The organism is Burkholderia sp. E168m15, from assembly GCF_016586105.1.
Classification (GTDB): domain Bacteria; phylum Pseudomonadota; class Gammaproteobacteria; order Burkholderiales; family Burkholderiaceae; genus Burkholderia; species Burkholderia orbicola.
This window is the reverse complement of the sequence record NZ_BCPO01000022.1, coordinates 1-16,296: the sequence shown is the minus strand read 5'-3', so window position 1 is coordinate 16,296 and position 16,296 is coordinate 1. Positions and strand designations below refer to the sequence as shown.

Below are 16,296 nucleotides of genomic sequence, written 5' to 3'. Positions count from 1 at the left end.
AGGAAGACCGGCGCGTGCGCCGGTCTTTTTTCACGGACGGACGATCGGCCGCTCGATCGCATCCGCCTTGCGCCGCCGAATCGTCCATGGAATTCGAACGCGCGCCTCAAACGCCCGTTTCAGCCGCCCCGAACATCAACGGCCCCGAACACGCGCTCCCACAGCGCCGTCACGGCCGCCCGCTCGTCGGCCACCACTGCCGGATCGACGCGTGCCTTCTCCATCCCGTCGAGCCGCAGCTTGTGCTGGAGTTTCCGGTACTTGCGGTACGCCGCGCCGACGCGCTCGGCCTCGTCCTCGCCCATCAGCCCGAAGCGCGCGACCTCGCGCAGCAGCGCGATGTTGCCGGTATTGCGGATCAGCTCCGCGTCGCTCGACGCATGCAGCAGCACCCAATACTGGACGATGAACTCGATGTCGACCATCCCGCCGCGATCGTGCTTCAGGTCGAACAGCTCGGTGTGGTTCGGATGGCCGGCGAACACCTTGCCGCGCATGTCGACGATCTCCTTCGCGAGCACCGCCCCGTCGCGCGGCGTCGTCAGCACCTGCTGGCGGATCGCCTCGAAAGCCGCGCCGATCTGCGCGTCGCCCGCACTGTAGCGGGCGCGCGTCAGCGCCTGGTGCTCCCACACCCACGCGGTGTTCGCCGCATCGCCCTCGCGCAACTGGTAGCGGCGGAACGCGTCGAGATCGGTGACGAGCAGCCCGGCCTCGCCGTTCGGCCGCAGCCGCAGGTCGATGTCGAATAGCGCGCCCGCGCCGGTCGCGGTCGTGAGCCACGTGATCAGGCGCCGCGTGAAGGTCGTGTAGACGTCCGCCGAGCGCTCGTCCGGGTCGTCGTACAGGAAGATCAGGTCGAGATCCGACGCGTAGCCGAGCTCCTTGCCGCCCAGCTTGCCGTACGCGATCACCGCGAACTTCGGCACGTCGCGGTGGCGCTTCGCGAGCTGCGACCAGACGACTTCGATCGTCACGTCGAGCACCGCGTCGGCCAGCTCGGACAGCCGGTCGCTCACATGCTCGACCGACAGTTGCCCGGCCAGGTCGATCAGCAGGATCCGGAACACCTCCGCATGCTGCGCGTGGCGCAGCAGGTCCATCTGCTGCTCGGGGCCGTCGGCCGCCGCGAGCCGCGCGCGCAGCGCATCCTTGAACGCGGGCCAGTCGAACGGGCTCGCGATCGCCTCGTCATCGAGCAATTCGTCGAGCAGCTGCGGGTGGCGGATCAGGTAGCCGCCGCCCCAGCGCGTCGCGCCGAGCACCGACAGCACGCGGTCGAGCGCGGCCGGATATTCGGTCAGCAGCGCGAGATAGACGCCGCGCCGGCTCACCGTCTCGAGCAGGTCGAACAGGCGCACGATCGTGTCGTCGCGGCGCGCGGCGTCGATCGTCGGCGCGGCGTCGAGCGCGCGCTGCGCGACGCTGTCGAAGCGCTGCCGGCTCTTTTCCGGCAGCCCGGTATAGCGCGACGATTGCCAGATCGCGCGCAGCCGCGCGAGCACGGCGGCCGGATCGGCGAACCCGAGGCCGTCGAGGCGCGCGACCAGCGCGTCGTCCTCGCCGTCGTCGGCCAGCGCGCCGCTCCAGATCCACGCGGCGGCCGTGTCGTCACCCGCCGTGCAAGGGCCGCCGCCCTTCACCTTGTCCGCGAAGATCTGGTCGAACTGCGCCTCGACGAAGTTCCGGTGTTCGTCCAGCACCGTCATCAGCGCCGCATAGTCGGCAAAACCGAGCGACGCGGCCAGCGCCGCGCGCTCGTCGGGCTCGACCGGCATCGCGTGCGTCTGCGCGTCGTTGCGGTACTGCAGCCGGTGCTCGAGCGTGCGCAGGAAATTGTAGGCGTCGGTCAGGCGCGCGCACACGTCGTCGCCGATCAGCCCGCGCGCCTGCGCATGCCGCAGCACCGCGAGCGTCGGCCGCACGCGGAATTCCGCATCCTGGCCGCCGCGGATCAGCTGGAATACCTGCGCGCTGAACTCGATCTCGCGGATCCCGCCGCGCCCGAGCTTGATGTCGTCGGCCTTGTCGGGCCGCATCGACGCGCGCCGCGCGGCTTCGTGCCGGATCTGCTGGTGCAGCGAACGGATCGCGCCGATCACGCCGAAATCGAGATAGCGACGGTAGACGAACGGCTTGACGATCGATTCCAGCTGCGCCGCCAGCCGCTGCGCGGCGTCGCTGTCGCCTTCCGACACGAGCCGCCCCTTGATCCACGCATAGCGCTCCCACTCGCGCCCCTGCACGTAGAAATATTCCTCGAGCATGCCGATGCTGCAGACGAGCGGCCCCGAATCGCCGTTCGGGCGCAGCCGCATGTCGACGCGAAACACGTAGCCGTCGGCCGTGACCTCGGACAGCACGCCGATCAGGCGCCGGCCGAGCCGCGTGAAGTATTCCTGCGTGGACAGCGGCGAACGCGTGCCGCCGGTGGTTTCGCCGTCGTCCTCGTAGACGAAGATCAGGTCGATGTCCGACGACACGTTCAACTCGCGGCCGCCGAGCTTGCCCATCCCGACCACGCCGAGCACGACGCGCTGGCCGTCGGCGCCGCGCGGCTCTCCGTACAGCGCCTCGAGTTCGGCCGACAGCAGCGCGAGCGAGCGCTGCACGGCCACTTCGGCGAGATCGGTCATCGCGCCGGTGACCTCGGCGACGTCCGCCAGCCCGCGCAGGTCGCGTTCCGCGACCGCACCGAACGCCTCGGCGCGCAACTGCCGCAGCGCGCGCTTCAGTTGCTCCTCGCCCGGCGCGGCCGTGCCGGCGGGCGTCGCGAGCAACTCGGTGAGGCGCGCGTCGAGCTGCGCGCGGCCAAGCGGCGCGGCCGCCCACGCGGCAATCTGTTCGGCCAGCGCGGGCCGCGCGGCAGCCGCGCGGGCAAGGTATCGGGAATAGGACGTGCTGATCAGGGCGGAAGCGTCGGTCATCGAGAAGCGGGCCTGGCGGAAAAGGCTGGCCGGCCGCGGGCCGGCGCGTGCGCGCCCCGCGGCCGGCCAGCCCCATGGACTCGGCGCGGCCTCGCCGGACGCGCACGCGCCCGTCGCGACACCGCGCGCCGGAAAGCCCGTGCCGTGCTGCCCCCAACGGCCGCCGGCACGAACCCCTGTGATACATTTCAACGTCAGTCTGCAAAACTACCATATCGCCGCCCGTCCGCCGCATGTCCGACCGTCAGGAATCCGCCGTAGCTGCGCCCGAAGCGGGACCTCCGAAGCACGATCATCCGGTCCTGCGTCGCGTGTTCAGGGTGACGCTGGCAGTCGGGATCGGCACCTACTTCATCGCGTCCGGCGCCTTCCTCGGGCTGCGCTACGTGGTGTTGCCCCGCATCGACGAATTCCGCCCGCGCATCGAGCGCGCCGTGTCCGACAAGCTCCACGCCCAGCTTTCGATCGGCAAGCTTTCCCCGAACTGGTCCGGCATGCAGCCGGGCGTCGAACTCACGAACCTGACGATTCGCGGCCGTGACGGCAAGGTCGCGCTGTCGGTGCCACATGCGACGGCCGCGCTGTCGTGGATGTCGCTGCTGCGGCTGTCGCCCGCGCTGTCGAGCCTGATCGTCGACCAGCCCGATCTCGTGGTCGCGCGGGCGGCCGACGGCTCGCTGAGCGTCGCGGGCGTCGGCGTCGCCACCACCCACGGCGGCAACGACACGTTCGGCACCTGGCTGCTCAAACAGGAGGCGATCGTGCTGCGCGGCGGCACGCTGCGCTGGCGCGATGCGCAGCACGCCGCGCCGGAGCTCGTGCTGTCCGGCATCCGGATCGCGGTGCTCAACGACGGCCGCGTGCACAAGGCGGCGCTGCAGGCGCCGGCCAACGGCACGCTGCTGCTCGGCCCGCTCGATTTCCGCGCGCGCTTCAGGCACAAGCCGCTCGCGCCGATCGGCAAGCCGGCGAACTGGACCGGCGACGCCTACCTGTCGACCGGCCCCGTCGACCTGCAGACGCTCACGCGCTATCTCGACGTGCCGCTCACGATCCATGCGGGCCGGATCGACAACGCGATCTGGGCGACCTTCGGCGACGGCCACCTGCGCTCGGCGGGCGGCGACCTGCAAGGCGCCGACGTCGCGCTGCGCGTGCGCCCGACGCAGCCGCGGCTCGACGTGCCGACGGTCGGCTTCGGCTGGGACATGGTGCTCGATGCGGGCCACGACTACACGCTGCACCTGACGCGCTTCAATGCGGAACTCGGCCAGCCGCCGCTGCCGGACGGCACGCCGCTCGCCCGCTCGCTCGCGCTGTCGACGCTGACGGCGCGCTACCGCGTGCCGACCGCGAACCAGGGGCAACTGCTCAGCGTGGTGGGCGACCGCGTCGATCTCGGCATCCTCAGCGAATTCATCCGCGGGCTGCCGCTGCCGGCGCGCCTGCGCAACGAGCTGATCAAGATCGACCCGCGCGGGATGGTGTCGAACTATCACATCGAGGTCGAGCGCGCGAAACCCGCGCATGCCGATCTCGCCGACGAGGAGCGGCGCATGGGCGCCGCGCCGATCGTCCGCTACCGCTTCCTCGGCGATCTGCAAGGCATCAGCTTCGCCGCGCAGGAGCCGCCGCCCGGGCTCTCGCCGCGCGGCCACCCGCGCGCCGGCTGGCCGGGTGTCGAGAACCTGTGGGGCCGCGTCGATGCAAACGAGACGGGCGGCTCCGCGCATATCGACACCGTCAAAGCGGCGGTCACCGTGCCCGGCGAATTCGACGAGCCGCGCCTGACGTTCGACCGGTTGCGCGGCAACGCCAAATGGACGATCACGCCCGCGCCCGGCGACAAGCATGCGCGCGTCGACGTGTCGCTGCCCGACCTGCTCGTGTCGAATCCCGATGCCGAAATCGCGGTGTCGGGCTCGTACACGAACCCGGGCCACGGCCGCGGCACGCTCGACCTGCGCGCCGATTTCGCCCGCGCGTCGGTCGCGCGCATTCCGCGCTACCTGCCGACCGGGATGTCCGAGCACCTGCGCGACTATCTCGGCCACGCATTGCAGGACGGCACCGTGAGCAAGGGCGCGTCGATCGTCGCGCGCGGCCCGCTCGAGAAATTCCCGTTCGAACACGAGCCGGACGCCGGCGTGTTCCATATCGTCGCGCCGTTCACCGGCGGCCGCTTCGAGCCGACGCCGTACCCGCCGCGCAAGCTCGCGAACGGCACGCCGAGCGTCTGGCCGGCGCTCGACGGGATCGACGGCGTGTTCGAGCTCGCGCAGAACAAGCTGCGTTTCGACATCCAGCGCGCGCACTACAAGCGCGTCGCGCTGACGAAGGTCGCGGGCCGCATCGACGACCTCGGCAATCCGTCGCACTCGCCGCTGATCATCGACGGCCATGCGCAGGGCCCGCTCACCGACCTGATCGACTACGCGGACAACAGCTCGCTCGGCACGATGAGCAACCATATCGGCCAGCGGATCGACGCGCAGGGGCCCGCGTCGCTCGCGCTGAAGATCACGATTCCGCAACACGTCCCCCATCCGCACACGCACGTCGAAGGCGCGCTCGCGTTCGGCGGCAACACGCTGTCGACGAGCGGCGTGCCGCCGCTGTCGGCCCTGCGCGGCAGCGTGCGCTTCACCGAGGCCGGCGCGTCGCTGCACGACCTGTCGGGGCGCTTCCTCGGCGGCCCGGTGCGCGCGAACGGCAGCTTCCGGTCGCACGGCCCGTACGCGGTGGACGTCGACGGCCGGCTCGCGCTCGACGCCGCCCGCGGCCTGAACCTGCACGGTGCGGCCGCCGCGCTGCTCGAGCACGTGGTCGGCGACGCACCGTACAAGGTCGCGGTGCGCGGCGCGCCGGGCCGCCTGCCCGACGTGAGCGCGCAATCCGACCTGACGGGCGTCGCGCTGAACTTCCCGGCGCCGTTCGCGAAACCGGCCGGCACGCCGATGCCGTTCCGCTTCACGCTGCAGCCGGCGCCGCAGGCGGACGGCAAGCGCCTCGAACATGCCGACCTGACGCTCGGCCCGGTGACCGCGACCTACCTGCTCGACGCGACGCGCGGCCGGCCGCTGCGCGCGGTACGCGGCGCGATGGGCATCCACCGGATGCCCGACATGCCGCAGGACGGCGTGAGCGCGGCCGTCGACGTCGCCGAGCTGGACGCCGACGCGTGGCTCGCCCTCGCCCACACGCTGAAGCCCGACACGCCGCGCGCGCCGGAACCGCAGGCCGCACCGCGCGTCGATTTCGCGAGCTTCGCGCCGAAGCGCTTCGCGTTCCATTTCGGCACGCTGAAGCTGCTCAAGCGCAACTGGGAGAACGTGATCGTCGGCGCGTCGCACGTCGACGACCTCTGGCAGGCGAACATCGCGTCGAACCAGGTCTCGGGCTACCTGTCGTGGGCGCCGGGCGGCGGTCACAACGGCGCGGGCGTACTGAACGCGCGGCTCGCGAAGCTGGTCGTGCCGCAAAGTTCGCAGCACGACCTCGTCGGCCGCGCGATGAACCTGCCGACGCCGACCGATCGCCCGATGCCGTCGATCGACCTGATCGTCGACCAGGTCGTCGCGCGCGATCACGACATCGGCCGGCTCGTCGTCAACGCGCGCAACATCGACGAAGACGGCACGCCCGTGTGGCAGCTCGACAAGCTGGAACTGGCGAACCCGGCCGCGAAGCTCACGGCGACCGGCAACTGGCGCACCTCGCGCCGCGCGCTGGCCCGCGGCGCCGACGAAAACGACGCGCCGCGCCGCACCGTGTTCGACTTCAAGCTCGACATCGACAATGCGGGCGCGCTGCTCGACCGCGTCGGCCTGCCGCGCACGCTCGCGGACGGCCACGGCTCGGTCACGGGCAAGGTCGGCTGGCGCGGCGGCCCGACCGCGGTCGACTTCCCGTCGCTCGGCGGCCAGGTCGCGCTCGACCTCGAACACGGGAAGATCCTGAAGGTCGACCCCGGCGCGGCGAAACTGCTCGGCGTGCTGAGCCTGCAGAGCCTCGCACGCTTCCTGACGCTGAATTTCCGCGACGTGGTCGGCAAGGGGCTGCCGTTCGACAAGATCACCGGTACCGGCCGGATTTCGAACGGGATCGCACGCACCGACGACTTCTCGATGATGACGGGCCCCGCGAACGTCACCGTGCGCGGCGCGGTCGATCTCGGCACCGAAACGCAGGACCTGCATGCGCACGTCGCGCCGAAAATCAGCGCGGGCGCCGCCGCGATCGGGGCGGCCATCATCAATCCGCTGCTCGGCGTCGGCGTGCTGGCCGCGAACTACGCGCTGTCCCAGACGCTGTCGCGCGCGTTCGCGCTCGACTACGCGATCACCGGCTCGTGGGCGCACCCGCACATCGAGCGGGTGGGAAGCGATCAGGGTAAGATGAATCACGGCCCGGCCGATGCCTCGAGCCATTGAGCGCGCATCGACCCGCGCAGCGCGCCGGGCCGCACCCCATTTATGACGCAACCGATTCCGCGATGACCGACCCCGCCCGTTCCGCCACGCCCTTCCAGGTCGCCGCGCTGCAGATGGTGAGCACGCCGGACGTCACCCGCAATCTCGCCGAAGCGCGCCGCCTGATCGCGGAAGCCGCCGGTGAAGGCGCGCAGCTCGTGCTGCTGCCCGAGTACTTCTGCTTCATGGGCCACCGCGACACCGACAAGCTCGCGCTCGCCGAACCGTACCGGGACGGCCCGATCCAGCAGTTCCTCGCCGACGCCGCGCGCCGCCACGGCATCTGGGTGATCGGCGGCACGCTGCCGCTGAAGGCGCCGGAACCCGATCGCGTGCTGAACACGACGCTCGTGTTCGATCCGTCCGGCAACGAGGCCGCACGCTACGACAAGATCCACCTGTTCAACTTCGAGAAAGGCGACGAATCGTTCGACGAGGCGCGCACGATCCGCGCGGGCGACACGGTCGTCGTGTTCGATGCGCCGTTCGGGCAGGTCGGCCTGTCGGTCTGTTACGATCTCCGCTTTCCGGAGCTGTATCGCCGCATGGGCGACTGCGCGCTGATGGTCGTGCCGTCGGCGTTTACGTATACGACGGGCCGCGCGCACTGGGAAATGCTGCTGCGCGCGCGGGCCGTCGAGAATCAGTGCTACGTGCTCGCGGCCGCGCAGGGCGGCAAGCACGAGAACGGCCGGCGCACGTGGGGCCACAGCATGCTGATCGACCCGTGGGGCGAGATCGTCGCGGTGCGCGACGAGGGCGCCAGCGTCGTGCTCGGCACGCTCGATCCGCAACGCATCGCCGACGTACGCCAGAGCCTGCCCGCGTGGCGGCACCGCGTGCTGACCTGAATCCGCCGCACCGCTTGAAACGCCGTGCGGCCCACCCATCTGCCCGGCAGCACCCGACAACTTTTTGAGAATCCCGATATCCGCATGAACATCATCGAACCCGGCATCCGCAACCTCGCGCTGGCGAAGGACATCCTGCTCACGCCGTACGGCCTCGACGAAAGCCTGCTCACGCGCACGATCGCCGACATCTTCACGCATCGCGTCGACTACGCGGACCTGTACTTCCAGGCGACCCGCAGCGAAGCGTGGAGCCTCGAGGAAGGCATCGTCAAATCGGGCAGCTTCAGCATCGACCAGGGCGTCGGCGTGCGCGCGGTCGCGGGCGACCGCACCGCGTTCGCGTACTCGGACGACCTGTCGCCCGAGGCGATCGCGCAAGCCGCCGCCGCCACCAAGGCGATCGCGGCGGCCGGCGGCGGCCGCCAGAAGATCAAGGCCGCCTCGTCGCTGACGGGCATCTCGGGCCGCGACCTGTACCTGCCGTCCGACCCGCTCGCGTCGCTCGACGCGACGGCCAAGGTCAAGTTGCTGGAGCGCATCGAGCAGATGGCGCGCGGGCGCGACCCGCGCATCACGCAGGTGATGGCCGGCCTCGCCGGCGAATACGACGTCGTGCTGGTCGCGCGCAGCGACGGCGCGCTCGCGGCCGACATCCGGCCGCTGGTGCGCGTGTCGGTGACGGTGATCGCCGAGCAGAACGGCCGCCGCGAGATCGGCTCGGGCGGCGGCGGCGGCCGCTTCGACTACGGCTACTTCACCGACGAAGTCCTGTCGCGCTACGTCGACGACGCGGTGCACGCGGCGCTCGTCAACCTCGACGCCCGCCCCGCGCCGGCCGGCGCGATGACGGTCGTGCTCGGGCCGGGCTGGCCGGGCGTGCTGCTGCACGAGGCGATCGGCCACGGCCTCGAAGGCGACTTCAACCGCAAGGGCTCGTCCGCGTTCGCGGGCCGGATCGGCGAGCAGGTCGCCGCGAAGGGCGTGACGGTGGTCGACGACGGCACGCTGCCGAACCGCCGCGGCTCGCTGAACATCGACGACGAAGGCAATCCGACGCAGTGCACGACGCTGATCGAGGACGGCATCCTGAAGGGCTACATCCAGGACACGCTGAACGCGCGCCTGATGAAGATGCCGGTCACCGGCAACGCGCGGCGCGAGTCGTACGCGGCGCTGCCGATGCCGCGCATGACGAACACGTACATGCTGAACGGCGACAAGGACCCGCAGGAAATCATCGCATCGGTGAAGAACGGCCTGTACGCGGTGAACTTCGGCGGCGGCCAGGTCGACATCACGAACGGCAAGTTCGTGTTCTCGGCGTCCGAGGCGTACATGATCGAGAACGGCAAGATCACCTACCCGGTGAAGGGCGCGACGCTGATCGGCAGCGGCCCGGAATCGCTGAAGTACGTGAGCATGATCGGCAACGACATGTCGCTCGACACGGGCGTCGGCGTATGCGGCAAGGAAGGCCAGAGCGTGCCGGTCGGCGTCGGCCAGCCGACCCTGCGGATCGACAAGATGACGGTCGGCGGTACGGCATAACCGCATCGCGGCGCAGACAATCCGCGCATTTTGATGAAAACGCGCGGATTGTCCGCATTTTTGAGCGCCCCCGGTTGCCAGCCGCGCGGGGACCGGGTATAAATTCCGAATCAACTTTTTTGACGAGCCGAATTTCCGTCATGTCCGCCAAGTTTTACTTTTACTTTTTTTGGTATCTCAGACCACTGGCGGATCGAGAGGGTTGATGGCGCGTAAAGCGCAACCGAAATTCCCGAAAAAACCGCCGGCGAACCCGGCGGTTTTTTTTCGCCCTTCGCCAGCCGGTCGCCGCCGCAGCCGTTCAGCAGCCCCGACCGACACCACTGAATCGCCCGAATTGATGAATCTGCCGCACGCGCACTGACCGAACGGCGCCCCGGAAAATTAGGAGAAACAGCATGCCCCCGCACAACACCGACGACGTCCGCATCCGCGAACTCAAGGAACTGACGCCGCCCGCCCACCTGATCCGCGAATTCGCGTGCTCCGAAGCCGCGTCCGAGCTGATCTACCACTCGCGCCAGTCGATGCACCGCATCCTGCACGGGATGGACGACCGGCTGATCGTGGTGATCGGGCCGTGCTCGATCCACGATACGAAGGCGGCGATCGAATACGCGGGCCGGCTCGTGAAGGAACGCGAGCGCTTCAAGGGCGAACTGGAAATCGTGATGCGCGTCTATTTCGAGAAGCCGCGCACGACGGTCGGCTGGAAGGGGCTCATCAACGATCCGCACCTCGACAACAGCTTCAAGATCAACGAAGGGCTGCGCACCGCGCGCGAGCTGCTGCTGCAGATCAACGAAATGGGGCTGCCGGCCGCGACCGAATACCTCGACATGATCAGCCCGCAGTACATCGCCGACCTGATCTCGTGGGGCGCGATCGGTGCACGCACGACCGAGTCGCAGGTGCACCGCGAGCTCGCGTCGGGGCTGTCGTGCCCGGTCGGCTTCAAGAACGGCACCGACGGCAACGTGAAGATCGCGGTCGACGCGATCAAGGCCGCGTCGCAGCCGCACCATTTCCTGTCGGTGACCAAGGGCGGCCATTCGGCGATCGTGTCGACGGCCGGCAACGAGGACTGCCACGTGATCCTGCGCGGCGGCAAGGCGCCGAACTACGACGCGGACAGCGTGAACGCCGCGTGCGCGGACATCGGCAAGGCCGGCCTCGCCGCACGCCTGATGATCGACGCGAGCCATGCGAACAGCTCGAAGAAGCACGAGAACCAGATCCCGGTGTGCGCCGACATCGGCCGCCAGATCGCGGCCGGCGACGAACGCATCGTCGGCGTGATGATCGAGTCGCACCTCGTCGAGGGCCGCCAGGACCTGAAGGAAGGCTGCGCGCTGACCTACGGCCAGAGCATCACCGACGCGTGCATTGCGTGGGACGACAGCGTGAAGGTGCTCGAAGGCCTCGCGGAATCGGTGAAGGCACGGCGCGTCGCGCGCGGTAGCGGGAACTGACCGATAGCCTGCGTCGCAACGAAAAAGCCCGGCTCGCGCCGGGCTTTTTATTGGCCGGAGATCGTCCGTGCGCGCATCACTCGAGCGCGCCCGACCCGAAGATCTCGGTGTTCACGCGTTCCGGCGCGACGCCGAGCGCGACGAGCGCGTCGCGCTGCGCCTTCATGAACGCGACCGGCCCGCAGATGTAGTAATCGGCATCCGGCACCAGCGCGTAGTGCTTCACGCGCTCCGGCGTGAGGCGCCCTTCGAGGTCGTGGTCGATGCCGGCGCGATCGTTCGGGCCCACCAGCTCGTACAGCACCGTGCGCTTGACGTTCGCGTGCTCGCCGACGGTGTCGTTCAGCCAGTCGCGGAATGCGTGCACGGCACCCGAACGGCAGGCGTGAATGAACCGCACGTCGCGCGGGCTGCCCGCCGCGATCAGCGTCGACGCCATCGACATCATCGGCGTGATGCCGACGCCGCCCGAGATCAGCACGACCGGCGTATCCACGTCGCGCTTCAGCGAGAAGTCGCCCATCGGCGCGGTCACTTCGACGATCGCGCCCGCTTCGACGCCGTCATGCATCAGCGTCGACACCTTGCCGGCCGGAATCGCTTCCGGCTTGCCGGCCTCACGCTTCACCGAGATGCGCAGCCACTTGCCGTGCGGCGCATCCGAGAGACTGTACTGGCGCGGCTGGTCGACGCCGAGATCGCCGACGAAGCGCTTCACCGTGATGTACTGGCCCGGCTCGAACGTCGGCGCCGCGCCGCCGTCGGCCGGCGTCAGGTAGAACGACGTGATCTCGTCGCTTTCACGCACCTTGCGCGCGACCTTGAACGGGCGGAAGCCGCTCCACGCGGCGTTCGCGTACAGATCGGCCTCGGCGCCGATCAGGATCTGCGCGAGCTGGCCGTACGCGACGCGCCATGCCTCGAGCGTGTCGGCATCGACCGCGTCGCCGAGCACTTCGACGATCGATGCGAGCAGGTTCTCGCCGACGATCGGGTAATGCTCGGGGCGGATGTTCAGACTGGCGTGCTTGTGCGAGATGCGCGACACCGCGCCGCCAAGCGCCCCAAGGTTGTCGATGTTCGCCGCATACGCATAAACGGCCTTCGCGAGCGTCTCGGGCTGGCTGCCGGTCTTCTGGTGCGTCTGGTTGAACAGGTTTTTCAGTTCCGGATGACGCGCGAACATGCGCTGATAGAAATGCTTCGTGATCGTCGCGCCGTGCTCGGCAAGGACGGGGGCGGTGGCCTTCACACGGGCCATCTGGTCAGCGGTGATGTGGGTCATGTTCGTTCTCCGTTAAACATGCACACACAATACATGTTTAAAAATAAACGCTCGCCGGTCAAATTGTCGCAGTGCGCAAAAATGTGACGGCAGGCTAACGGACGCGCCCGCGCTCCCATAACACGTCGGTTCCGCCGTCGGCGCGGTTCAGCACGCGCGCCAGCACGAACAGCAGGTCGGACAGCCGGTTCACGTACCGCCGCGGTGCATCATTGAGCGTGTCGCCGCGCCCGAGCGCGACGATCGAGCGCTCCGCGCGGCGGCACACGGTTCGGCAGACGTGCGCGAGCGACGCCGCGCGCGAGCCGGCCGGCAGGATGAACTCCTTCAGCGGCGGCAGCGTCGCGTTGTAGTCGGCAAGCCACCGGTCGAGGCGGGCGAGATGCGTGTCGTCGAGCACCGCGTGGCCAGGAATGCACAGCTCGCCGCCAAGATCGAACAGGTCGTGCTGAATCGTGACGAGCGCCGTGCGCACGTCGTCCGGCAGGGTCTCGGCCAGCAGCACGCCGAGATTCGAGTTCAGTTCGTCGACGTCGCCGATCGCGGCGATCCGCGCGTCGTCCTTGCCGATGCGCCGTCCGTCGCCAAGGCCGGTGGTGCCGTCGTCGCCCGTGCGCGTCGCGATCTTGCTCAAGCGGTTGCCCATGCGAATGTCCTCTCGTGCGCGGCCGCCATGCGGCCCGGGTGGCTGGAACGCAATTATCGCAGCCCGCGGCGGGAGGCGCAGCGGACGTTACAGCGTAGAATGGGCCGACAGTTCGACAAGCAGTCAGGAGACGTTCGTGAATCACCCTGCCCCGCCGGCCGCCACGCGCCGCCCGCTGCCTCCCGCCATGCTCGATGCGCTGCGCGCCGCCTTCGGCGAGCGCGTGTCGACCGCCGACGCGGTCCGCGCCCATCACGGCCGCGACGAATCCCCGTTCGATCCGCAACTGCCCGACGCCGTCGTGTTCGCGCGCAGCACCGACGACGTGCGCGAAGTCGTGTCGCTGTGTTCGCTCTACAGCGTGCCGCTGATCCCGTACGGCGCCGGCTCGTCGCTCGAAGGTCACCTGCTCGCGGTGCGCGGCGGCGTGTCGCTCGATTTGTCGGAAATGAACCGCGTGCTGTCGATCAACGCCGAGGACCTGACCGTGACGGTCGAGCCCGGCATCACGCGCAAGGCGCTCAACGAAGCGCTGCGCGACACCGGCCTGTTCTTCCCGATCGATCCGGGCGCCGACGCCAGCATCGGCGGGATGACCGCGACCCGTGCGTCGGGCACCAACGCCGTCCGCTACGGCACGATGCGCGAGAACGTGCTCGGCCTGACTGCGGTGCTCGCGGACGGCCGCGTGGTCAAAACCGGTTCCCGCGCACGCAAGTCGTCGGCCGGCTACGACCTCACGCGCCTGTTCGTCGGGTCCGAAGGCACGCTCGGCGTGATCACCGAAATCACGCTGCGCCTGCACCCGCTGCCAGAAGCCGTGTCGGCCGCGATCTGCACGTTCCCGACGATGGGCGACGCGGTGCGCACGGTGATCGAGACGATCCAGATCGGCGTGCCAATCGCGCGCGTCGAATTCGTCGATGCGCTCGCGGTGCGCTCGATCAACCGCCACTCGAACCTGACGCTGACCGAAGCGCCGACGCTGTTCTTCGAATTCCACGGCACCGAGGCCGGCGTGAAGGAACAGGCCGAACTCGTGCAGGCGCTCGCCGGCCAGAACGCCGGCCAGGGCTTCGAATGGGCGACCCGCCCCGAGGATCGCACGCGGCTCTGGTCCGCGCGCCACAACGCGTACTTCGCGATGCTGCAGCTGAAGCCCGGCTGCCGAGCGGTGACGACCGACGTGTGCGTGCCGATCTCGCAGCTCGCCGCGTGCGTCGAGGAAACCGAGGTCGACCTGCGCGCGTCGTCGCTGCCCTGCCCGATCGTCGGCCACGTCGGCGACGGCAATTTCCACGTCGCGATCCTGATCGATCCCGACAAGCCCGAGGAACTCGCCGAAGCCGAGCACATCAACGACCGGATCGTCGAGCGCGCGCTGCGGCTGGGCGGTACCTGCACGGGCGAGCACGGCATCGGGCTGCACAAGATGCGCTTCCTGCCGAAGGAGCACGGCGACAACGCGATCGACACGATGCGCGCGATCAAGCTCGCGCTCGATCCGCGCAACCTGATGAATCCAGGCAAGATTTTCACGTGCTGACCCGGCGGCGCGAGCTCGCGCCGCACGCAGGAGACCTCATGAACGCTCCCGTCGAACTGTCGAGCGCCGCACGCGCGCAGCGTCAGCGCGAAGTCGTGCAGGCGCTGATGGCCGTACTGCCGACGCACTGCCTGCTGTACCGCGACGAGGACACCGCGCCGTACGAATGCGACGGCCTGTCCGCGTACCGCCGGCTCCCGCTCGCGGTCGCGCTGCCCGAAACGGAGTCGCAGGTGCAGCGGATCGTGCAGATCTGCCGCCGCATGGAAGTGCCGATCGTGCCGCGCGGCGCCGGCACGAGCCTGTCGGGCGGCGCGCTGCCGATCGCGCTCGGCGTCGTGCTATCGCTCGCGCGCTTCACGCGCATCGTCGAGGTCGATCCGTACGCGCGCACGGCGACCGTGCAGCCCGGCGTGCGCAACCTCGCGATCTCGGAGGCGGCCGCGCCGTACGGCCTGTATTACGCACCCGATCCGTCGTCGCAGATCGCCTGCACGATCGGCGGCAACGTCGCGGAAAATTCCGGCGGCGTCCACTGCCTGAAATACGGTCTGACCGTGCACAACGTGATGCGCGTGCGCGCGGTGACGATCGACGGCGAGGTGGTTGAATTCGGCTCGCTCGCGCTCGACATGCCGGGCCTCGACCTGCTCGCCGTGATGATCGGCAGCGAAGGGATGTTCGCGATCGTCACCGAGGTCACGGTACGGCTGATTCCGAAGCCGCAGACCGCGCAGCTCGTGATGGCGAGCTTCGACGACGTCGTCAAGGGCGGCGAGGCGGTGGCGGCGATCATCGCGTCGGGCATCATCCCGGCCGGGCTCGAGATGATGGACAAGCCCGCCACGCAAGCGGTCGAGGCGTTCACGCACGCGGGCTACGACCTCGACGCGAAGGCGATCCTGCTGTGCGAATCGGACGGCACGCCGGAAGAAGTCGCCGAGGAAATCGTCCGGATGACGGCCGTGCTGCGCGAACACGGCGCGACGCGCATCCAGGTGTCGCGCAACGAACACGAGCGGCTGCGGTTCTGGTCCGGCCGCAAGAACGCGTTTCCGGCCGCCGGGCGCATTTCCGCCGATTACTACTGCATGGACGGCACCGTGCCGCGCCGCGCGATCGGCCCGCTGCTCGCACGCATCGAGCAGCTCGAAACCCGCTACGGACTGCGCTGCATCAACGTGTTCCATGCGGGCGACGGCAACATGCATCCGCTGATCCTGTACAACGCGAACGACCCGGACGAGTTGCACCGCGCCGAGCAGTTCGGCGCGGAAATCCTCGAATGCTGCGTGGAATTCGGCGGCAGCGTGACCGGCGAGCACGGTGTCGGCATCGAAAAACTCAAGTTCGATGTGCGTGCAGTTCTCGCCGCAGGAGCGCGACGCGTTCTTCGCGGTCAAGCGCGCATTCGATCCGGCCGGGCTGCTGAATCCGGACAAGGGCATCCCGACCCGCGCGCGCTGCGCCGAATACGGTCGCCAGCACGTGCGCGGCGGGCTGTTGCCGCACCCCGACCTGCCGCGCTTCTGAGCGGCGCGCGCGG

8 protein-coding genes and 1 pseudogene are annotated in these 16,296 nt (G+C 69.2%); 6 read left to right on the top strand and 3 right to left on the bottom strand.

Features of this window, described 5'->3' with window-relative positions:
• Positions 1 to 119: 119 nt before the first annotated feature.
• Positions 120 to 2,927, bottom strand: a complete 2,808-nt coding sequence (glnE, locus tag JMF86_RS03325) for a bifunctional [glutamate--ammonia ligase]-adenylyl-L-tyrosine phosphorylase/[glutamate--ammonia-ligase] adenylyltransferase (protein ID WP_201316711.1) — start codon at positions 2,925 to 2,927, stop codon at positions 120 to 122.
• Between the two features lie 233 nt (positions 2,928 to 3,160).
• On the opposite strand from glnE, the gene JMF86_RS03320 reads away from it, so the two are divergent.
• The 4 genes from JMF86_RS03320 to aroG all read left to right on the top strand — a co-directional run bounded on the left by JMF86_RS03320 (position 3,161) and on the right by aroG (position 11,273).
• Positions 3,161 to 7,360, top strand: a complete 4,200-nt coding sequence (locus JMF86_RS03320) for a YhdP family protein (RefSeq protein WP_201316710.1) — start codon at positions 3,161 to 3,163, stop codon at positions 7,358 to 7,360.
• 62 nt (positions 7,361 to 7,422) lie between these two features.
• On the top strand, positions 7,423 to 8,250 hold the full coding sequence (locus JMF86_RS03315) for a carbon-nitrogen hydrolase family protein (RefSeq protein ID WP_077179137.1): 828 nt from the start codon (positions 7,423 to 7,425) through the stop codon (positions 8,248 to 8,250).
• Between the two features lie 84 nt (positions 8,251 to 8,334).
• The gene (gene tldD / locus JMF86_RS03310) at positions 8,335 to 9,801 is read left to right on the top strand and encodes a metalloprotease TldD (protein WP_006476850.1); all 1,467 of its coding nucleotides are present in this window, start codon (positions 8,335 to 8,337) and stop codon (positions 9,799 to 9,801) included.
• 398 nt (positions 9,802 to 10,199) lie between these two features.
• A complete protein-coding gene (gene aroG, locus JMF86_RS03305) occupies positions 10,200 to 11,273 on the top strand; it encodes a 3-deoxy-7-phosphoheptulonate synthase AroG (protein ID WP_006476851.1) in 1,074 nt (357 codons plus the stop codon).
• A gap of 76 nt (positions 11,274 to 11,349) precedes the next feature.
• On the opposite strand, the gene hmpA is transcribed toward aroG, so the two are convergent.
• The gene (hmpA, locus tag JMF86_RS03300; RefSeq protein WP_077179136.1) at positions 11,350 to 12,558 is read right to left on the bottom strand and encodes an NO-inducible flavohemoprotein; all 1,209 of its coding nucleotides are present in this window, start codon (positions 12,556 to 12,558) and stop codon (positions 11,350 to 11,352) included.
• A 94-nt stretch (positions 12,559 to 12,652) separates the two neighbouring features.
• Positions 12,653 to 13,204 carry a cob(I)yrinic acid a,c-diamide adenosyltransferase gene (locus JMF86_RS03295; RefSeq protein ID WP_011544630.1) on the bottom strand — a complete coding sequence of 184 codons (552 nt, stop codon included), beginning with the start codon at positions 13,202 to 13,204 and terminating at the stop codon, positions 12,653 to 12,655.
• 136 nt (positions 13,205 to 13,340) lie between these two features.
• Between JMF86_RS03295 and JMF86_RS03290 the strand changes: the two genes are divergently transcribed.
• Complete coding sequence (locus JMF86_RS03290) at positions 13,341 to 14,750, top strand: FAD-binding oxidoreductase (RefSeq protein WP_011694156.1); 1,410 nt, start codon at positions 13,341 to 13,343, stop codon at positions 14,748 to 14,750.
• Positions 14,751 to 14,788: 38 nt separating this feature from the next.
• Positions 14,789 to 16,283 (top strand): annotated as a pseudogene (locus JMF86_RS03285) (FAD-linked oxidase C-terminal domain-containing protein).
• The last annotated feature ends 13 nt before the right edge of the window (positions 16,284 to 16,296 follow it).